This is a genomic window from Actinomadura verrucosospora (assembly GCF_039540335.1).
Lineage (GTDB): Bacteria > Actinomycetota > Actinomycetes > Streptosporangiales > Streptosporangiaceae > Spirillospora > Spirillospora verrucosospora.
Genome location: NZ_BAABEV010000011.1, coordinates 153,457 through 173,595, shown reverse-complemented (window position 1 = coordinate 173,595; position 20,139 = coordinate 153,457). Strand labels below are relative to the sequence as shown.

The following is a 20,139-nucleotide window of genomic DNA, read 5'->3' as shown; positions in this document are numbered from 1 at the left end:
TGCATTAGGTACAACGATCGCACACCTAACGGGTCAATCGGTCGATGTACCGTTAGGACATGAGCGACCCGACCCCGTTGACCGGCGAGCCCCCGGCCCTGGACCTGGTCAACACGCGACCGGCGGGCGCCGACCTGCTGTCCACGCCCGACGACCTCCGGGCCTGGCTGCGCCTGCAGGCCGACCGGTCCGACGAGGCCGCGGCGCTCGCCGCCGCGGAGACGGGGGCCGCGTCGCTGGCCGCCGTCCGGGACGTCCGGGAGCACACGGCCCGGGCCCTCGACCGCGTCCGCCGCGGCGAGCCGCCCTCGGCCGCCGATCTGGAGGCCCTCACCCGGGCCCAGTGCGCGGCGCCCGCGGTCACCCAGCCGGTCTGGGACGGGCGTTCCCTGCTCGCGGCCCGCCGCCGCACCGGCCCGCCGGAACTGCGCCCGGCGTCCTGGCTCGCCGAGGCCGCCGCCGAACTCCTCGCCGACCCGGCGGTCACCAGGATCCGGAAGTGCGAGGCCGACGACTGCGTGCTGCTCTTCCTGCCCGCCCACCCGCGCCGCCGCTGGTGCTCGGCGGCGCGCTGCGGCAACCGCGTCCGCGTCGCGCGGCACTACCGGCGGCACAGGCCCGTGGAACCCGGCCCGGAGTCCTCCTGACACGCGGAAGCGGGGGCACCTGACGGCGCCCCCGCCTCACGGAACCGAACGCTCAGTGACCGGCCTTGGCGTACTCGCCGATGCCGCCGGCGAAGTCGAACACGACGCAGGCCTCGTCTCCGACGACCCATGCGTCATGGCCGGGCGTGGCGACGAACACGTCACCGGGGCCGACCTCCTGCTCCGCGCCGTCGCGCATGCGGATGTGCATCCGCCCCTGCACGACGTAGCCGTTGTGGTGGACCTCGCACAGGTCGGTGCCCGCGATGTCCTTCACCGACTCCGTCCAGCGCCATCCGGGCTCGAACGTCGCCTTCCCGAAGACGAGGCCGCTGAGGTTGGCGATCTCCAGGTGCCCCCTGGGGAAGTCGCGCCGGTCGTCCGGCTTCTCGATGCTCTTGATCTCAATCATGTCGGGTCCCCCTTCCCCCTCTCTTTTCACGCTCGCACTGGTGCTGACCTGCGTCAAGCCGTCTGGAGCGGCGAGCGCGCGGCGGTTGCGGAACAGCAGCACCGGGGTCGCCAGGGACAGGACGCCCGCGACCGCGACGGCCGTGCGGGGGCCGGTGAGCCCGGCCAGCACGCCCCACAGGCCCGTCATGGCCGCGATCGTGAGCTTGCTCGTCACCGACCACGCCGACAGCACGCGGGCGACGCGGTCGGGCGGCGTCCACTCCAGCCGGCAGGTGGCGTACAGCGGGGTGAACACCCCCATGCAGGTGATCAGCCCGAGTTCGACGGCGATGACGAGCACCAGGCCGGCGACGCCCGGGCGGACGAAGGCCAGCCCGGGCAGCCAGCACGCGCGCAGGGTGCCGAAGACCAGCATGGTCCTGGCCCGTCCGAACCGCGCGGCCAGCGGCCGGGCCAGCCGCGAACCGGCGAGCCCTCCCACGCACGGGGCGGCGAACGCCAGCGCGTACTCCCAGGGCGCGAACCCGAGGTCGCCGAGCATCAGGACGGCCAGCACCGGCGCCGTCGCCATGATCAGCCCGCCGACCAGGATCTGGTTGAGGAACAGCGAGCGCAGCGCCGGGCCGGTGAGGATGTGCCGCCACCCTTCGAGCAGGTCCCCGGCCCGGAGCCGGGCGCCCGCGCTCGGGGCCGGGCGCGGCTCCGTCCCCCCGATCGCGCGGATCCCGGCCGCCGACACCAGGAAGCTGACCGCGTTGGCCGCCACGGTGACCAGCGGGCCGGACAGGCCGATCGCGGCGCCGCCGAGCGGCGGCCCGAGCATGGTGGCGGTCCAGCTCGTGGACTCCAGCCGCCCGTTCGCGGTGAGCAGGTCGTCCGGCCGGACGAGCGCCTTCAGGAAGGAGCCGCTCGCCGCGGTGAAGGCGATGTCGGCCGCGGCGACGACGACCGACACGACCAGCAGGTGGGCGAAGCCGAGCCCGCCGAGGAGGAACGCCGCGGGCAGGCTCAGCAGCGCCGCGCACCGGACCAGGTCCATCGCGACCATCACGGGCCGCTTGCGGCGGAACTCCACCCACGGGCCGAGCGGCACCGCCACCGCCGCCCCCGCCAGCAGGCCCGCGGCGGCCAGCGCCGACACCCGGGCCGGCCCGGCGTGCAGCACGGTGATCGCGATCAGGGGGAACGCGTCGAAGGCGAGCCACGTCCCGAACGCGCTGACCGCGTAGGCCGTCCAGAGCCACCCGAACCCCCGGCCGAGCGACCGTCGCTCCCCCGTGCGCACCATCGCCACGCCCCTTCCGCCGGCCGCGCCTCCGGCGGCCAGGGAGATCCAAGCGGGCGGCGGGGCCGCGGATCAAACAACCGCCCGCCCAGGTCACAACCACGCGTTGTCACCCATGGCATGGGCGAACGAGGTGACCGATCGGACTTGCGTACTCGGGGAGTGGACGGACGTCTCATGTCGGGGGGCGGCGGCGCCGGCCCCCCGATCCCACTCGATCAAGGAGAACCATGGCCAATTCCGTCAGCCTCGCGGTGTCCGGCACCCTCGACCAGGTCCGTGCCGTCGTGGAGGCCGCCCTGCAGCCCGAGGGCTTTCGTTTCACGTGGGAGAACCCCGGTCAGGGCATCGTCGAGAAGGGGACCCGCACCAAGGCGATGCTCCTCGGAGCGTTCGCCACGCACTACAAGTACCACCTGCTCCTGAGGCCGCAGCCCGACGGGACCGTGGTCGTCGAGCTCGGGCTCGCGACGACCGGTCTGTCCGGCGGCGCCACCGGCGCCGTCAAGCTGCGGAAGAATCTCGACAAGGTCGGCCGGATCCTGACCACCGCGTTCCAGTCCTCCGGCACCCTCGTCTCCCCGGCGCAGTGACCGGATCGGCCTTCGGCCGGGGCTACCGGACCGCCGTCTCGGCGGCGTAGACGATGACGTTGTCGCGGTAGCTGCGCACGGCGCGGTCGAACGCGCCGCCGCAGGTGACCAGGCGGAGCCCGGGGTGGTCGAGCGGGCCGTAGACGCGCGCGGTGGGGAAGCGGCCCTTCGGGACGCGCTCCACGGACTCGACGGTGAACACGGCCACCCGGCCGTCCGCGCGTTCCACCTCGACGCGGTTCCCGGGCCTCAGACGGCCCAGGTCGTAGAAGACCGCGGCGCCCTTCCCGGAGTCGACATGGCCCAGGATGACCGCCGCGCCGCGCTCGCCGGGAGTGGGCCCGCCCTGGTACCAGCCGGCCTCCCCCGGCCGGTCGGCCGGGGGGACCCGCACCTCGCCGCCCGCCCCGAGGCCCAGGCGGGACAGCGGCGCCCGCACCCCGATCGACGGGATGGACACCCGGACGGGCAGGGAGCGGTCCAGCACCGGCCCGTGCCGGTCGACCGCCCGCGGGGTCGCGGCCCACGCGGGCGGGCTGGGCGGACCGGCCCGCCCGCCCAGCCCGAGGACGACCAGGACGAGACCGGCGGCCGTCAGGACCGCTGCCGCCGCCCCCGGGCCCCACCGGCCGCCCTTTCTCCCCATCGCCCTTCCCGTCCCCTTGGAATTGTCGGAGTCAGCCTTCGCGAGAAAGGCTGCGGTATTACGCGCTCGCGCCATTCCTGCGTCGGACGGCAATGGCGCCGACACCGATCCCGCCCAGCAGCAGGACGCCTCCGCCGGCCAGAAGGGCGGTGTCCGCTCCGCCCGTCCCGCCGCCGAATCCCGTCGCCGGCCCGCCGGTCGGGGTGGGCTGCGACATCGGACGCGCCTTGCCGTCCACGACGTGGACCTCGCCGGTCCCCTTGTACGCGCCGCACCGCACGAGCACCGTGTAGGTGCCGGCGAAGGTGTCCTTCTTGATGGTCGCGAGACCGGCCCGGCCGTCGACCTCCTCCGCGCCGTTCAGCGGGACGGCCCCGCCCACGAAGGCCAGCGAGCCCGCCGTGCCGTCGACCTCGCACTTCTTCCCCACGACGGTGACCTGCTCGCCGGGGCGCGCCTGCGCGGGCTTCACGACGACGTCGCCGGGGTCGGCCATCGCGGGCGCGGCCGCGCCGAGCGTCGCCGTACCGATCACAAGGCCGAGAACGGCCGCCTTACCGAGTCGCATGTTCTCCCCATATCGACACGGCGGCTTACTCGACTTTCAGCCCGCTGGACCGTGTCCCCCTTATGCCCATCTCTGATGAGGACGGCCCCGGTTTGGTTCGGTGATCCTTTTTCAATGGCCGGCGACGTGCCCGTCCGGCGTTCTAGGAAAGGTCCGCGCGGTGGCCGTCGCATTCCAGCACGGCCCGGGCGATCTCCTCGGGCCGTTCAGCGACCACGGCGTGGCTGCCGGCCAGTTCGAGCACGCGCAGGTGCGGCCGATCGGCGGTGAGGGCCAGCAGGTCGCGGCGGACGCCCGCACGCTGCGCCGCCATGAGGTCGCCGACGCGGCCCGGCAGGCCGGGCAGGTTCTCGGTGGCCAGGACGAACAGGGCGGGGCAGCGGATGCCGGCCACCGCCGCCACGCTGTCCTGGAAGTACGGGTCGTACCTGATCTGCCCGGCCAGCTCCGCGTCCGGCCGCGCGTAGACGCCCTCATCGGTGGTGCGCAGCGCCCGCGAGGGAAGCATCGCGGCTTGGGCCTCGGGCAGCGGCCGGGCCATCGCCTCGACCTGGGCCTCGAAGAGGGACTTCAGCTCCGCCAGCAGCGGGGTCAGTTCGTCGGGCTCGATGCCCGCGTAGTGCTCCGGCGCGGTCTCGGCCGAGCGCAGGCCGTCGACGTTGACGATCCCGGGGCCGTCCGGATGGCGCAGCGCCCACCGCACCGCGACCATGCCGCCGAGGGAATGGCCGACCACGAGAGGAGCGGTCAGGCCGAAGTGGTCGACGACCGCCTGCACGTCGTCCAGGACGGCCTCCCACTCCCACGGCCCGTCGCCGGACAGCCCGTGGCCGCGCAGGTCCATCGCGACGACCCGGTGCGCGCCGGTCAGCAGGGGCGCGACGGCGTCCCAGTGCAGGAGGGTGCCGCCCAGGCCGTGGAGCAGCAGCACCGGAGACCCGGCCCCGCCGTGGTCGCGGGCGGCCAGGCGGACCGGACGGTCATCGATGATCACTTCTTGCGGTGCCACGGGTGTTCTCCTGGGGTCGGTCGAGCCGGTCGCGAATGGAGGAGGTGGTGACGCCGCCGCCGGGATCCCTGTCGAGCTTTCCGCGTTTCACCAGGTCGTGGACGCCTTGCCGGGTGATGCCGAGCATCGCCCCGGCCGTGGAGTACGGGACGGCCGCCGCGGGGTGGGCGGTCGTGCGGGCCACGGCCCGTCCCAGCGCGGTGCGCCACCACGCGGCGGGCGGGTCGAAGGGCCCGTCACCGGGGAACAGCACCCCGATGAGCCGTGCCGCGGTCAGCGTGGCCCGCTCCCGATCGGCGCCGAGCAGCTGGGCCGCCCACACCTCGGCCTCCACGCGCAGCCGCGCCCTGATCGGCCCGAGCGGCTCGTCGGAGGCCAGCAGGATCTCCAGGGGATCGAAGATCCGCGTCTCCAGCGTCCGGACCAGCTCGGCGACGAGCTCGATGTGGTCTTGCGTGGTCGTCACTTGACGAACGATAGCAAGTACTTGCTCTCTCGCGTCAAGTAGTGAACGGCGCTAGCGGTCGGCGATGGTGAAGAGCTGGCCGGGCGCGCGTTCGTCGCAGGGCAACTGGAGCACCGGGGCGCGGACCGCGGGCTCGCCCTTCACACCGACGCAGAGATCGCTGCCCTGGGGCCTCAACTGGATGCCGCCGGCCGACGACCGGAGGGTGAACAGGTCAGGTTCCGTGCGGTCGCAGGTGTCGTCGGACATCGGCGAGCCAGGCCCGAACGAGGCGTCCAGGACCCCGCGGGGGAGCCGAAGGCCCGCCGAACTGCCCGCGCTGCGGGAGTCGGTGAAGGGACGGCCCCGCCGCGCGTGGGGGCGAGCGCGCACGGGTCATAAAGGCGTGCGCCCGGAACGCCGATTCGGCGTTCCGGGCGCAGCTCTTCAATGGCCGCCCCTACCTCGGGGCGTGCCGGGTCAGCCGCTGGTGAGGGGCAGGGTCAGGGTGCTGCCGTGCAGGTCGACCTTGACCTTCGTGCCCGCCGGGTAGCGGAGCGTGTAGGCGTGGTCGGTGGCCAGCACCATGAGGCCGATCCGGTGGCCGGGCTTGAAGACGTAGTCGTACGGCTGCATGGGCCAGCTGAACGTGTAGTCCTTGCCGGGCGTCACCGGGCTGCTGCGCCAGATCGACTCGCGGTTGCGCACGTCCGTCCAGCCGCGCGTCACGATCTTGAACGGGCTGACGGCGGTGGTGTACTTCCGGACGGTCCGGCAGCCCTCGTCGCCGGGAATCGAGTCGCCGTAGCACCACCGGTCGGACGTCGGGCCGAAGCCGGAGACGCGCTCGTCGGAGCCGTAGTCGACCAGGAGGGCCGACAGGTACGGCGAGCGGCCGTCGACGGAGGCGCGCAGCTTGATCCGCGCCGTGCCGCTGAGCCGCATGGCCTTGGTCAGCTTCGGCGTGAGGTAGACCAGGCGGTTCGGGTCCGCCGTGTCCGGGTTCGCGGCCAGTTCCTCGGCCTTGCGGGACGGGTCGTCCACCAGCTGCTGGGTGCCGGCGCCGCGCTCGCCGAGGCCCTTGGCCGACAGGCCGAGCGGCACGGGGCGAGCCGAGGCCTCCGGCCAGTCCTTGTGCGTCTCCCACTGGCCGGGGGTGCGCTCCAGGTCGACCTTGGGCTGGCGCATGATGTCGTTGCGGACGTTGTAGAGCTCATGCGCGAACCACAGGTTCAGGGATTCGAGCCACACGCTCTGGCGGACGTCCAGGGGCTCGTCGTGCGCGGCCTGGTGGATCCACAGCTTGCGGTCGACGCCGGCCTTCTTCAGGCCGTCCCACAGCAGGGACATCTGGATCGGCTTGACGTTCCAGTCGGCGAGGCCGCTGGTCATGAACACGCTGGCCTTGAAGCGGGGCGCGGACTTGGCGAAGTTCCGCTCGTCCCAGGTCCGGTTGTAGTCGCCGGTGACCCGGTCCATCTTCTTCTCGAGGTCGTGCATGACGGGCGCGCAGACCTCGGGGTCGCGCCGGGTCAGCACGGCCTTGGCGTGCAGGTCGAGGTCCTCGCCCTCCCAGCCGTCCGGTGCGACGACGCCGCCGTTGGCGCGGTACTCGTCGTACCAGTTCGACACGCCGGAGATGGACACGACCGTCTTGAGGCCGGTCACCCGGGTCGCGGCGGCCGCCAGGGGCAGCGTGCCGTCGTAGGACTTGCCGGCCATGGCGACGTTCCCGGTCGACCATCCCGCGCGGATCCTGTTGCCCTGGGCGTCGTACGCGGTGGCCTTGCCGGTGAGCCACTCGATGACCGACTTCATGCCCTGCGCCTCGTTCGGCCCGACGGCGGTCGGGCAGCCGTCGGAGTCGCCCGTGCCGAGGGTGTCGGCCGCGAGGACGGCGTAGCCGCGGGAGACGAAGTAGTTGTCGTAGTAGACGCGCGAGTAGCTCGTCGGTCCGGGCGGACCGGGCGGCGGCGTCCACGGCGCGAGGCGCGGGTGGTCGGTGACGTCGGCCGGGTGGTACGGCGGGTCCTGGAGGCCCGCGTAATAGGGGCTGCCCTCGAGGATCGAGGCGACCTTGAGGCCGCCGCCGGTCTCCTTCGGGCGGGTGATGTAGACGGAGACGCGGTCACGTTCGCCGTCCCGGTCGCTGTCCACGGTCGTCTCGACGAACACCTTCTCGCGGATGGCGTCCTTGAACGAGAACGTGGGCTGCGTCTTGCCGTCCTTCACCACGATGTGAGGACGTCCCGCGTCGGCGTACGCGGGCACGGTGCCGGCCGCGAGGCCGACCGCGCCCGCGAGCGCCGCGGCGGGGAGGAGTGAGAGTCGCAACGTCCGCTCCTTGGCTGCTGAGAGAAACCTGATCAGCTTCCAGAGCGGACACAACGCCCGTCAACGGTGATTCTTAACAAACCGGCCGGTTCACGCGATCCTGTCGATGACCAGGGGGAGCGCGGGCACGGTGCCGCCTGCCTCGATGTCGAAGGCGCCGTCCAGGGCCTCCAGCGCGCGACCGAACCTGGCCTCGTCGTCGGCGTGCAACGTCAGCAGCGGCCGGCCCGCCTCGACCGTGTCGCCCGGCTTGGCATGGCAGATCACGCCCGCGCCGAACGACACCGGGTCCTCCTTGCGGGCCCGGCCGGCGCCCAGACGCCACGCCGCGACACCCACCCCGTAGGCGTCCAGCCTGGTCAGCACGCCCGAGGACGGGGCGGTGACCACATGGGTCTCGCGGGCGGCCGGCAGCGGCGCGTCCGGATCGCCGCCCTGCGCGGTGATCATGCGGCGCCAGGCGTCCATGGCGGAGCCGTCCTTTAGCGCGTCCGCCGGATCCCTCCCGGAGATCCCGGCGGCGGCGAGCATCTCCCGCGCCAGCGTCAGGGTCAGCTCGACCACGTCGGACGGGCCTCCCCCGGCGAGCACCTCCACCGACTCGGCCACCTCGACGGCGTTGCCGACCGCGTTGCCGAGCGGACGGTCCATCGCGGTCAGCAGCGCGACCGTGCGCAGCCCGTGGTCGGCGCCGATCGCGACCATCGTCTCGGCCAGCTCGCGGGCCCGGTCCGCCGTCTTCATGAACGCGCCCGAGCCGACCTTGACGTCCAGCACCAGCGCGCCCGTGCCCTCGGCGATCTTCTTCGACATGATCGAGGAGGCGATCAGCGGGATCGACTCCACCGTGCCGGTCACGTCCCGCAGCGCGTAGAGCTTGCGGTCGGCGGGCGCGAGGCCGCCGCCCGCCGCGCAGATGACCGCGCCCGCCGAGCGCAGCACGTCCAGCATCTCGGCGTTCGACAGCGACGCCCGCCAGCCCGGAATCGACTCCAGCTTGTCGAGCGTCCCGCCGGTGTGCCCGAGGCCGCGCCCCGACAGCTGCGGGACCGCCGCCCCGCACGCCGCCACCAGCGGCGCCAGCGGCAGAGTGATCTTGTCGCCGACCCCGCCGGTGGAGTGCTTGTCGGTGGTCGGACGGTCCAGCGCCGACCAGTCCATCCGCTCCCCGGACCGGATCATCGCCTCGGTCCACCGGGCCACCTCGGCCCGCGACATGCCGTTCAGCAGGATCGCCATCGCCAGCGCCGACATCTGCTCTTCGGCGATCACGCCCCGCGTGTAGGCGTCCACCGCCCAGTCGATCTGCTCGGGGGTCAGCGTCCCCCCGTCCCGCTTGGCGCGGATGACATCGGTGGCGTCCACGAAATCCTCTCAGAAGGTGAAACCGAGCCGGCCAGGGTGTGCCGGCCAGGGTGCGTCGGTCAGGCCCGGTCCACGAGATCGTCGGGACCGAACGCGTCCGGCAGGACGTCCGACATGGGCAGGATGCCGCGCGTCGTCTCCAGCAGCATCGGGGCGCCGCCGTGCTCCCACAGCAACTGCCGGCAGCGCCCGCACGGCATCAGCGGATTCCCGTGCCGGTCGACCACCGCCATGGCGACCAGCCGCGGCCGCTCGGACTTGCCGGGCCCGTGCAGCGCCGACACGACCGCGCACTCCGCGCACAGCCCGACCCCGTACGAGGCGTTCTCCACGTTGCACCCGGTGATCACCCGGCCGTCGTCCACCAGCGCGGCGGCCCCGACCGGAAACCCGGAGTACGGGCAGTAGGCACGTTCCATAGCCTCCCGCGCCTCAGCGCGCAGAACAGGCCAATCAATCTCCATAAGAGTTATCGTGCCTCACCGCGCCGGTAGCGGAGCCCGTTGGCGGCGGGCATGCGGAGGCGTTGGCTGGCCAGGGCCAGGACGAGCAGCGTCGTCAGGTGCGGTGTGAAGGAGACCAGCTCGCCGGGGACGATGTCGCTCAGCAGGAACCACGTGAGCAGCGCGGCGGCCGTGACCAGGGACAGCGCGGAGCCGACGACGGCGGCCCGCATGTCGCGGCGGTGCGCCGCGTCCAGCGCCGCCTGCGGGAGCAGGCGGTTCGCTCGCACGCCCTGCCAGACCGCGACGCCGATCAGCAGGATCGCCACGAACAGCAGCAGCGCGTGCACCGACTGGCCGCCGCCGCGCACGTTCATCGCGTCGGTGTAGCCGAACAGCAGCGAGCCCGCGGCGAGGCCGCCCGGACGCCAGTTGCCGAAGATCATGGCGGCGAGGCCGATGAACCCGCGGCCGTTGGTCTGGCCGTCCTGGTAGATCGGCGCGGCGACGGTGACGAGGAACGCGCCCGCCAGGCCCGCGAAACCGCCCGAGATCATCACGGCCGCGTACTTCATCCGGTAGACCTGCACGCCGAGCGACTCGGCCGCGTACGCGTCCTCGCCGCACGAGCGGATCCGCAGACCGAACGCCGTCCGCCACAGCACGAAGAAGCTGGCCGGGAGGAGCAGCAGGGCCACGAGCGTCAGCAGCGACATGTCGCTGGTGAGACCGCGGACGATCCCCGCGAGGTCCGACACCAGGAACCAGTGGTGCCTCTCCAGCGAGCCGAGCCAGTCGGGGCTCTGCCAGCCGCCGATCTTGCCTCCGGACAGCACCGGCAGCGTCAGCGTCGGGATCGGATCGACGGGCGGAGACTGCCGGGGGCCGCCGCCGAGCGCCTTCGCCTCCCCCTTGTCGAAGATCAGCCCGGCGAGGAACTGGGTGAGCCCCAGCCCGAGGATGTTGATCGCGACACCGGACACGATGTGGTCGACGCCGAACGACACGGTCGCGATCGCGTGCAGCAGCCCGCCGAGCACGCCGCCGATGATCCCGGCGAGGACGCCGATCCACGGGCCCCACTGGTAGCCGGCCCAGGCGCCCGTCCAGGTGCCGAGGATCATCATGCCCTCGAGGCCGATGTTGATCACGCCGGACCGCTCGGACCACAGCCCGCCGAGCCCGGCCAGGAAGATCGGCACGGCGAGGCGCAGCGCGGCGCTGACCGTCCCGCTGGAGGTCACCGGGTCGGCGTCGTCGATCACCCGGACCAGCGACAGCAGCACCAGCAGGCCGGACGCGATGAGCAGGTAGTGCGGCCAGCGCAGCCGGCGCGCGCCGCTCGCGGCCTTGCGGGCCGGGGCCGTCTCGGTGGCGGTGCTCATGAGGCGCTCCCAGCGGCCTCGCGGGCCAGGTCGTGGCCGGTGGCCAGCTCGGCGGCGACGGCCCGCTGCTGCAGCCGGATCTCCCAGCGCCGGACGAGCTCGTACACGATGACGACGGTCAGCACGACCACGCCCTGCATGACCCCGACGATCTCCTTCGGGACGTCGACCTCCTGGAGGACGTCGGAGGTCTGGTCGAGGAACGCGAACAGCAGCGCGGCCAGCGCGATCCCGGCCGGATGGTTGCGGCCGAGCAGCGCGACCGTGATGCCGGTGAAGCCGAGGCCGGCCGGGAAGTTCAGCGAGTACTCGTAGGACGCGCCGAGCAGCTCCGGCATGCCGATCAGGCCCGCCACCACGCCGGACGCGACCATCGTGTAGACGATCATGCGGCGGGCGTTGACGCCGCTGGCCTGCGCCGCCGACGGCGACAGCCCCGACACCTTCAGGTCGAACCCGAAACGCGTGCGGTTGATGACGACCCAGAACACGACGCCGACCAGGATCGCCAGCGGCAGCAGCCCGTAGACGTCGCCCGGCAGATCGATGCCGATCGAGGACAGGAGGCCGTTCAGGCCGCCGACACGTCCCGACTCGGGGATCTGCGGCGTCGCGACGTTGTTGCTGCCCGGCCGCACCTCGGCGAGCCGCTTGTCGTTCAGCAGGTAGGCGATCAGGCCGGTCGCGATCGCGTTCAGCATGATCGTGGACAGCACCTCGCTGACCCCGCGGGTCACCTTCAGCACGCCCGCGATCGCCGCCCACAGCCCGCCGACCACCATCGCCGCGACGATCGTCAGCATCTGGCCGAGGGGGGCGGGCAGCGCCAGCGCGCCGCCGAGCGCGGCGGCGAGGAACGCGGCGATCCGGTACTGGCCGTCCACGCCGATGTTCAGCAGCGCCATCCGGAACCCGATGGCCACGGCCACGGCCGACAGGTAGTAGCGGGTGGCGCGGTTGACGATGTCGACGATCGAGTTGTCGGTCGTGCCGTAGTCGATCATGCTCTGGATCGAGCTGACCGGGTCGGCGCCGGTGACCCGCAGCAGGATCATCGTGATGCCGAGGGAGATCAGCAGCGCCAGCACCGGCGCGCCGATCTTCAGGCCGAGCCCCCGCGGGCCGAGGCCGCGCAGCATCGCCTTCCACGACGGCACCGTCTCCGGCTCCACCGGGCCGGACGCCTTCTCGGGCCGCTTCCCGGGATCGGGGCTCTCGCCCGGACGCGGCGCGGGGACGTCGGCCGGGGGCGTCGCGCCCGCCGGTTCCCCGCCGCCCGCGGGCTCCTCGCCCGCCGGGTCCAGGTCCTTGCGCTCGTCGCTCATGCGGGCGCTCCGGCACCGGTCATGGCGGAGCCGAGCTCCTCGGGGGTGACGGTCCGCGGATCGACCTCCGCGACCAGCCGCCCCCGCAGGATCACGTGCAGGGTGTCGGACATACCGATGAGTTCCTCAAGATCGGCGCTGATCAGCAGCACGGCCAGCCCGTCCGCGCGGGCCTGCCGCAGGTACTCCCAGATGGCGGCCTGGGCGCCGACGTCGATGCCGCGCGTCGGATGCGCCGCGATCAGCAGCCGCGGGTCGCCGGACATCTCCCGCCCGACGATGAGCTTCTGCTGGTTGCCGCCCGACAGCGCGGCGGCGGGCACGTCGATCCCCGGCGTCCGCACGTCGTAGGCCTGGACGATCCGGGTGGTGTCGCGGCGGGCGCCGCGCCGGTCGATCCACGGACCGCGCACGTTCGGGCGCCGGGTCTGGTGGCCCAGCATGCGGTTCTCCCAGAGCGTCCCCTCCAGGACGAGCCCGTGGCGGTGCCGGTCCTCGGGGATGTAGGCGATGCCGGCCTCGCGGCGCCGCCGCGTCGACCACGAGGTGACGTCCTCGCCGCCGTAGCCGATGGTCCCGGCGTCGGCGCCGCGGATGCCCATGATCGCCTCGATGAGCTCGGTCTGCCCGTTGCCCTCGACACCGGCCAGCCCGACGATCTCGCCGCGGCGGATGCGCAGCGACACGCCGTCCACCACGGGACGGCCCTCGGAGGTCAGCACGGTGAGCCCGGCCACGTCCAGCTGGACGTCCTCGGTGACGGTGGACTCGCGCAGCTCCGGGGTGGGCAGCTCGGACCCGACCATCAGCTCGGCCAGGCGCCGGGACGTCACCTCGCGCGGGTCGAGCCGGGTCGCGACCGTCGTGCCGCGCCGGATCACCGAGATCGTGTCGGCGACGGTCAGCACCTCGTCCAGCTTGTGGGAGATGAACAGGACGGTCAGGCCCTCGGCGCGCAGCTCGCGCAGGTTGCCGAACAGCTCCTCGACCTCCTGCGGGACGAGCACCGCGGTCGGCTCGTCCAGGATGAGCACGCGGGCGCCGCGGTAGAGCACCTTGAGGATCTCCACGCGCTGCCGCTCGCCGACGCCGAGCGTCTCGACCAGCACGTCGGGGTCGACGCGCAGCCCGTACGCCTGCGACATCTCCTTGATCTTGGCGCGCGCGGCGGCGAAGTCGATCCGGCCGCGCCGCCGGCCCTTGGCGCGGGGCTCGGCGCCGAGGATCACGTTCTCCAGGACGGTGAGGTTGTCGGCCAGCTTGAAGTGCTGGTGCACCATGCCGATGCCGCGGGCGATCGCGTCGGCCGGCGTCCGGAAGGCCGCCTGCTCGCCGTCGACCTCGACGGTGCCCTCGTCCGGCCGCTGCATCCCGTAAAGGATCTTCATCAGCGTGGACTTGCCGGCGCCGTTCTCACCGCAGAGCGCGTGCACCTCGCCGCGCTCGATGGTGAGGTTGATGTCGCGGTTGGCCACCACTCCGGGGAACCGCTTGGTGATCGATGTCAGCCGCACGGCCGGCACCTGGTCAGGCACGAGTGCCCCTCCTCCTGCCTAGAACGTGAGAGAGGTCCTGGACGGGGATACGTGCCGCCGCACCGGGCGCCACCACGAGATGGCGCCCGGTGCGCGCGTCGGCCGGCGGACCGGCCGGCACGTCGCCGCGCGGGAGCGTGCTCCCGCGTCCCGGCCGCGGCGTCAGGCCTTGGTCGGAACGGTGATCTTGCCGCTGACGATCTCCGCCTTCAGCTCGTCGAGCTTGGCCTTGATGTCGTCGACGTTGCCGCCGGAGGTGGCGTACCCGATGCCGTCGTTGCTCAGGTTGTACTGCGTGGTGCCGGCCTTGAAGGTGCCCTTGGCGACGCTCTCGACGAAGTCGTACACCGCGACGTCCACGTGCTTCTCCATGGACGTCAGGATCTGGGCCTTCACCCCGGCGACCGCGGGCTGGTTGTACTGGTCGGAGTCGACGCCGATCGCCCACTTCTTGGCCGCGCCGACGGTCTTGATGACGCCGATGCCCGCGCCGCCCGCCGCGTGGTAGATCACGTCGGCGTTCTCGTCGAGCTGGCCCTTGGCCGCCTCGTTGCCGAGACCGGCGTCCTTGAAGCCGTTGAAGTTCGGGGGCTGCGTGAGGTACTTGGCGGGCAGCACCTTGATGCCCGGCTTGGCCTTCTTCGCACCCGCCTGGTACCCGGCGAAGAACTTGTTGATCAGCGGGACGTTGACGCCGCCGATGAACCCGATCGTGCCGGTCTTGGACTTCAGCGCGGCCGCGGCGCCGACCAGGTAGGACCCCTGCTCCTCGGAGAAGCAGGCGCCGCTGACGTTGGCGCCCTCGACCTTGCACTGGTCGGCGTCGACGACGAGGAACTTGGTGTTCGGGAAGTCCTTGGCGACCTTGTTGATCGAGGCCGTGTAGGCGAAGCCGACGCCGATGACCGGGTTGTAGCCCTTGTTGGCCAGCAGACGCAGGCGCGACTCCTTGTCGGAGTCCGGCTCGTCCGGCTTGGCGGAGATCTCCTCGGTCTTGACGTCCAGGTCCTTCTTGGCCTTGTCGAGGCCCGCGGCCGCCGAGTCGTTGAAGGACTGGTCGCCGCGGCCGCCGATGTCGAAGGCCAGACCGATCTTGAGGGTCTTCTTGCCGTCGCCGCCGCCGTCGCCGCTGTCGGCCTTCTTGCCACCGCACGCGGAAGCGCTGAGCGTCAGCGCCGCACCCGTCACGGTGACGAGCGTAATCTTCAGTCCACGGCGCAAGGTAGCGCTCCTTCCGTCCCACCCACGGTCCGGTGACAGATCCGGTCACCGAAATCGTCAGGACGCTACCTCGCGAATGAGGGCAAACCTCTTGCTTGCACGGTTTCGCAACAGGTCCGTTACCAATGCGTAGGCATATCGCCACAGGTCAGCGCCGCCATGGACGGCGCTGACCGGCGCGCGAGGCCCTCGTGCGCGGGCGTCCGAAAGGACGGAAAGCGACAGGCCGGGCGATGACGCCTGGTGATCAAGCCCGGCCGGCGGGGGGAGTCTAGGCCAGCGCGGCGCCCTCGATCGACTCGGCGTCGCCGGGACGTCCGCCGTCCCACAGCGCGGTCAGCGCGGTCGCGCTCAGCACCTTCATGCCGACGGCGATGCACCGCTCGTCGACGTCGAAGTCGCCGCGGTGCAGGTCGTACTCGCCGGGCGAACCGGGAGTGCGGACACCGAGCCGGGCGAGCGCGCCGGGGATCGACTCCAGGTACCAGCCGAAGTCCTCGCCGCCGAGGCTCTGCGGGGTCGGCACGACGCCGTCCTCGTCCATGACCTGGGCGGCCGCGTCGCGGAACATCTGCACGCTGGCCACCTCGTTCACGGTCGGCGGGACGCCCCGCACGTAGTCCAGCGACGCCTCCACGTCGTAGGCGGCGGCGACCGACTGCAGCAGCGCCTTCATCATCTCCGGCGCCCGGTGCCACGCCTCGTCGTCCAGGCAGCGGACGGTGCCCTCGGCGATCCCGTCGTCGGGGATGGCGTTGGCGACGGACCCGGCCGAGACGCGGCCCCACACCAGCGACAGGCTGGAGCGCGGGTCGACGCGCCGCGACAGCGCGGACGGCAGCTCGGTGACGATCTTGGCGAGCGCGTAGACCAGGTCGGCGGTCAGGTGCGGCCGGGCGGTGTGCCCGCCGGGGCCGGTGACCTTCACGTAGACCTTGTCGCAGGCCGCGGTGATCGGGCCGGTGCGCAGCCCGAGCTGGCCGACCTCGATGCGGGGGTCGCAGTGCAGCGCGAAGGCGCGGTCGACGCCCGCGATGCCGCCGGCGGCCATGACGTCCAGCGCTCCGCCGGGCGTCTCCTCGGCGGGCTGGAACAGCAGCCGGACGCGGCCGGGCAGCAGCCCCGCCTCCGCCTGCTGGGCCAGGAACAGGCCCGCGCCCAGCACCATCGCGGTGTGGACGTCGTGACCGCACGCGTGCGCGACGCCGGGGACGGTCGACCGGTAGGCGACGCCCTCCTTCTCGTCCTGGAGCGGGAGCGCGTCGATGTCGGCCCGCAGCGCCACGGTCGTGCCGTCGGCGGGGCCGATGTCGCAGAACAGCCCGGTGCCCTTCGGCAGGATCACGGGTTCGAGCCCGGCCGCGCGGAGCCGCTCGGCGAGCCTGCGGGTGGTGCGGTGCTCGGCGTAGCCGAGCTCGGGGTGCATGTGCAGGTCGCGGCGGAAGGCGATCAGCTCCGCCTCGTGCCCGGCGAGGAACGCGTCGAGCTGCGGCTGCAGCACGGCGCCGCCGAGCACCGCCGGGAGCCCGGACACGACCGGTGCTCCGGCCGCCGCGGCGGACGCGTCCCGCCGCCGCGCCGAGCCCTCGGCGTCGCGCGGTGCGGGCCCGCCGGAGGCCGTCCCGTTCACTCCGCCGGCGCCGGCGGCGGCGCCCCGGTCCTCCCGGCCCTCGGGACTCTCGTGTCCCGGGGCGGCGGGTGGTTCAAGGCCGGGCATCACCCCGGGTCCCGGATATGTCATGTGCGCCCCCTGCGCGACGGCGGAGCCTAGCGGCGCCCGCCGGGTGATGTTCTCGTTGGTGGATGCGGTGCGGTTCTCGGGTCTGCTCGCGGGATCGGTGTTCGCGGGGTTCCCGGCGCCGTCCGGCTGCTCAGGCTCCGGCATGTGCGACCTCCCCCAGTGTGACGAACCTGTCCTCCGCGAGCTCGGCGATCGCCGCGTCGACGATGTTCTCCAGCGTCCCTCCGCCGGCGCGGATCGCGCGCTGGCGCTCGTACGGGGCGCCGTGCTCCAGCACCTCACCGGCGACCTTGAGCTCCTCGGCGCAGCCGAGCCGGTCGGCGACCGGTTCCAGCTCCCTGATCAGCTCGTACAGGTCGTCGCGGAGCGGAGCGGTGTTCCCCGTGTCGTCGGTGATGACGATGGCGTCGAGCCCGTACCTGGTGGCGCGCCACTTGTTGTCGCGCACCACCCAGGCGGCCGGCCGCGGCAGCGTGTAACCGCGGTCCAGCTGCTGCTCGAACAGCGTGACGAGGCTCTGGCACAGCGCGGCGGCCATCCCCACCTCACGCAGGGTGGGAATCCCGTCGAACATCCTGATCTCGACGGTGCCGAAGTCAGGATGCGGCCGGATGTCCCACCAGACCTCCTTGATGCTCCTTATGGTTCCCGAACGCATCAGCGTGTCCATGTAATCCTCGAAGGCCGCCCAGTCGTCTAGGAGATGGGGCGGCCCGGCCGTGGGCAGCTGGCCGAACACGACCGCCCGGCAGGACGCGAGGCCGGTGTCGCTGCCGCTCCAGAACGGGCTGGACGCGGTGAGCGCGAGGAAGTGCGGAAGGTAGGACGAGAGCGCGTTGACGATCGGGATCGCCTTGGCGCCGTCGGAGATGCCGACGTGGACGTGAACGCCGAACGTCTGGATGCGCCGGGCCAGCCACTGCATCTCCTCGACCAGCTTGGCGTAGCGCCCCATGGGCGCCATCACCGCCTCCCGCCAGTCGCTGATCGGGTGGGTGCCCGTGCAGGCGAGGGCGAGGCCGCGGTCCGCGGCGGCGGCGCGCAGGTCGGTGAGGGTGCCGGCCAGGTCGGCCTTGGCCTCCCCCACGGTGTCGCTGATCCCGGTCACCACCTCGATGGTGGACTCCATCAGCTCGTGCCGGACGCGCGGGTTGTCGCCGTCGTCACTGAGCGAAGGCAGGGCGGCGAGCACCTCGCGTGCGTCCTGCCGCAGGTGCCTGGTCTCCGCATCGACGAGCTGGATCTCCCACTCGACGCCGAGCGTCGCCCCGTGCGATGCGTTGAAGTCAATGGCCACGGCCAACCTCCGTCCACAATCCTTGCAGGTCGTTGCGTGGCACGTGGCGCAATTCAGCCAGCGGGTCCCTAAGCCTGGACAAACGCCGGTCCAGGTCACGTGTTCGTTCCATGATGGCGTCCGTGCCCGCCCCCTGCCGGGCGTCCATGCCCTTTGCGGATCAATTGACTCATGCGAGCCGTCGGAAGGGGGGCGGACGTCCTACTTTTCGGTCACGATCTTGGCGTCCGCACCGCTAGATCGAACTAGTCAGTCCGTCCAAAATACCGTCAGCCCGTCTCAAAGTCTCGTCCATGACGGATGGTAACCGATCGGCCTCGCCCCATACGTACCGGGTTATGACCGCTGCACCCTGTCGTCACGTCCGTCGCCTGCGCCCCGCGCTTGCCGGATTCGCGATCGGGTACCTCTTCGCCGGATAGGTCGCCTAGTCTTCGGGGGGAGTCATGGGCGTTGGGCGCCTGCGCGCCGGGAGCGATCGCGCTCCCATGGGACTGAGGAGCGTCGGGAGCTTGCCAGGACAGCGACGAGGGCCGGCCGGCGTCCGCCGCGCCCTGACGTTGATCACCGTGCCGGTCACGGCCGCCTCGCTCGCGGCGGCCCCCGCGCTCGCCGCCGCACCGGCCGGCGCCGCGCGTGCCGGAGCGTCCCCGGGCGGGGGCGCGCGCGCCGAGGCGTCGCCCGTGGCGTCGCCGTCCGCGCAGACGGTCGGCGGGCCCCGGCTCGCGAGCCGCGGCGTCGTCGCGAACACGGCCCCGGGCGTCCCGGCCCCGCCGAAGATCAAGGCGGCCTCGTACCTGATCGCGGACGCCGACACCGGCGAGGTCCTGGCCGCCAAGGACCCGCACGGGCACTACCTGCCCGCCAGCACCCTCAAGACCCTCACCGCGCTGACGCTCGTCCCCAAGCTGGACCCGAACCGGCTCGTCCGGCCGTCCCAGAAGGCGTGCGACACCGAGGGCACCAAGGTCGGGCTGACGCCGAAGATGCAGTACAAGGTCTCCGACCTGTTCCACGCGCTGCTGATGATGTCGGCCAACGACGCGGCGGTGACGCTGGCCGAGGCCGACGGCGGGATGGGCAGGACCCTCGCCGACATGAACGCCGAGGCCCGGCGGATCAACGCGCGCGACACGCTCGCAGGATCCCCGAACGGGCTGGACAAGGACCTCGGGCTGAACGTCCGGACGCAGCACACCTCGGCCTACGACCTCGCGCTCATCCTGCGCGAGGGGATGAAGAACCCCCAGTACCGCGCCTACATGCAGGCGATCGACTTCCCGTTCCCGGCGCCCCCGACCAAGAAGGAGCGCAAGAAGGGCAAGAAGGTCGGCGGGTACCCGATCCACACGCACAACCACATGCTCCCGGGCGAGCGGCTGGCCTACCCCGGGATGCTCGGCGGCAAGAACGGCTACACGATCGCCGCCCAGCAGACCTTCGTCGCCCAGGCGCGCCGCGGCGGGCACACGATCGTGATCTCGCTGATGCGGGCGGACATGCCGCCGTCGGCGTACGCGGCCAAGCTGCTGGACTGGGGCTTCGCCGCGCGCGGCAGGGTCCAGCCGGTGGGCACGCTCGTCCCGCCCGGCGACATCGAGCAGACCCGCAAGAACGGCGGCTCGGGCGTGCTGCCCGACGCACCGCTCGCCTCCGACGACTCGTCCCGCATGTGGCTGCTCGTCGGCGGCGGCGCGGTCGGCGCCCTGCTCGCGATCGCGGTGCTGTACGTGGTGCTGCGCCGCAGGCGGCGGCTGGAGGCGGCCCGCTCCCGCGGCGGCCGGTAAAGCTTCCCCCACCCCTTCTCACGGGCCTGGCACCGCCGCGCCCGGCGGGCTTACGCTCGCGGTGGCGCCGGTGATCGCGTCACCGCCGGGGGGACGGCG

Annotated in this window: 18 protein-coding genes; 3 read left to right on the top strand and 15 right to left on the bottom strand. The window is 72.4% G+C overall.

The features are described 5' to 3' along the window. Positions 1-59: 59 nt before the first annotated feature. Positions 60-647, top strand: a complete 588-nt coding sequence (locus ABD944_RS15425) for a CGNR zinc finger domain-containing protein (protein ID WP_345176744.1) — start codon at positions 60-62, stop codon at positions 645-647. Between the two features lie 52 nt (positions 648-699). On the opposite strand, the gene ABD944_RS15420 is transcribed toward ABD944_RS15425, so the two are convergent. Beyond that, positions 700-2,349, bottom strand: a complete 1,650-nt coding sequence (locus tag ABD944_RS15420) for an MFS transporter (RefSeq protein ID WP_345176742.1) — start codon at positions 2,347-2,349, stop codon at positions 700-702. A gap of 227 nt (positions 2,350-2,576) precedes the next feature. Between ABD944_RS15420 and ABD944_RS15415 the strand changes: the two genes are divergently transcribed. Beyond that, a complete protein-coding gene (locus tag ABD944_RS15415; RefSeq protein WP_345176740.1) occupies positions 2,577-2,939 on the top strand; it encodes a hypothetical protein in 363 nt (120 codons plus the stop codon). Positions 2,940-2,961: 22 nt separating this feature from the next. On the opposite strand, the gene ABD944_RS15410 is transcribed toward ABD944_RS15415, so the two are convergent. From ABD944_RS15410 to ABD944_RS15345, 14 genes are all read right to left on the bottom strand, one after another. Further along, positions 2,962-3,585 (bottom strand): class F sortase, encoded by a 624-nt coding sequence (locus tag ABD944_RS15410; RefSeq protein ID WP_345176738.1) that lies wholly within the window; start codon positions 3,583-3,585, stop codon positions 2,962-2,964. Between the two features lie 58 nt (positions 3,586-3,643). Further along, entirely contained in the window at positions 3,644-4,153 is a 510-nt protein-coding gene (locus tag ABD944_RS15405) for a hypothetical protein (RefSeq protein ID WP_345176736.1), read from the bottom strand. A 142-nt stretch (positions 4,154-4,295) separates the two neighbouring features. After that, positions 4,296-5,162 (bottom strand): alpha/beta fold hydrolase, encoded by an 867-nt coding sequence (locus ABD944_RS15400; RefSeq protein ID WP_345176733.1) that lies wholly within the window; start codon positions 5,160-5,162, stop codon positions 4,296-4,298. Beyond that, complete coding sequence (locus tag ABD944_RS15395) at positions 5,134-5,628, bottom strand: hypothetical protein (RefSeq protein ID WP_345176731.1); 495 nt, start codon at positions 5,626-5,628, stop codon at positions 5,134-5,136. The genes ABD944_RS15400 and ABD944_RS15395 overlap by 29 nt, the downstream gene beginning before the upstream one ends. Positions 5,629-5,679: 51 nt before the next feature. Further along, entirely contained in the window at positions 5,680-6,000 is a 321-nt protein-coding gene (locus ABD944_RS15390; protein ID WP_345176729.1) for an RICIN domain-containing protein, read from the bottom strand. A gap of 87 nt (positions 6,001-6,087) precedes the next feature. Further along, positions 6,088-7,941 carry a Xaa-Pro dipeptidyl-peptidase gene (locus ABD944_RS15385; protein WP_345176726.1) on the bottom strand — a complete coding sequence of 618 codons (1,854 nt, stop codon included), beginning with the start codon at positions 7,939-7,941 and terminating at the stop codon, positions 6,088-6,090. 90 nt (positions 7,942-8,031) lie between these two features. Continuing rightward, the gene (locus tag ABD944_RS15380) at positions 8,032-9,306 is read right to left on the bottom strand and encodes a thymidine phosphorylase (protein WP_345176724.1); all 1,275 of its coding nucleotides are present in this window, start codon (positions 9,304-9,306) and stop codon (positions 8,032-8,034) included. A gap of 59 nt (positions 9,307-9,365) precedes the next feature. After that, positions 9,366-9,770 (bottom strand): cytidine deaminase, encoded by a 405-nt coding sequence (locus tag ABD944_RS15375; protein ID WP_345176722.1) that lies wholly within the window; start codon positions 9,768-9,770, stop codon positions 9,366-9,368. Between the two features lie 5 nt (positions 9,771-9,775). Beyond that, positions 9,776-11,134: an ABC transporter permease gene (locus tag ABD944_RS15370; RefSeq protein WP_345176719.1), complete on the bottom strand. Its 1,359-nt coding sequence runs from the start codon at positions 11,132-11,134 to the stop codon at positions 9,776-9,778. Further along, the gene (locus ABD944_RS15365) at positions 11,131-12,459 is read right to left on the bottom strand and encodes an ABC transporter permease subunit (protein ID WP_345176716.1); all 1,329 of its coding nucleotides are present in this window, start codon (positions 12,457-12,459) and stop codon (positions 11,131-11,133) included. The genes ABD944_RS15370 and ABD944_RS15365 overlap by 4 nt, the downstream gene beginning before the upstream one ends. Beyond that, positions 12,456-13,994: an ABC transporter ATP-binding protein gene (locus ABD944_RS15360; RefSeq protein WP_345176714.1), complete on the bottom strand. Its 1,539-nt coding sequence runs from the start codon at positions 13,992-13,994 to the stop codon at positions 12,456-12,458. Before ABD944_RS15360 ends, ABD944_RS15365 begins: the two co-directional genes overlap by 4 nt. Positions 13,995-14,156: 162 nt before the next feature. Then, entirely contained in the window at positions 14,157-15,182 is a 1,026-nt protein-coding gene (locus tag ABD944_RS15355; RefSeq protein ID WP_345176711.1) for a BMP family lipoprotein, read from the bottom strand. A 304-nt stretch (positions 15,183-15,486) separates the two neighbouring features. Further along, the gene (locus tag ABD944_RS15350; RefSeq protein WP_345176843.1) at positions 15,487-16,731 is read right to left on the bottom strand and encodes a M20 family metallopeptidase; all 1,245 of its coding nucleotides are present in this window, start codon (positions 16,729-16,731) and stop codon (positions 15,487-15,489) included. Between the two features lie 355 nt (positions 16,732-17,086). Next, a complete protein-coding gene (locus tag ABD944_RS15345) occupies positions 17,087-18,253 on the bottom strand; it encodes a glutamate--cysteine ligase (RefSeq protein ID WP_345176708.1) in 1,167 nt (388 codons plus the stop codon). A gap of 512 nt (positions 18,254-18,765) precedes the next feature. On the opposite strand from ABD944_RS15345, the gene ABD944_RS15340 reads away from it, so the two are divergent. Further along, the gene (locus ABD944_RS15340) at positions 18,766-20,040 is read left to right on the top strand and encodes a D-alanyl-D-alanine carboxypeptidase family protein (protein WP_345176705.1); all 1,275 of its coding nucleotides are present in this window, start codon (positions 18,766-18,768) and stop codon (positions 20,038-20,040) included. Positions 20,041-20,139 lie beyond the last annotated feature (99 nt).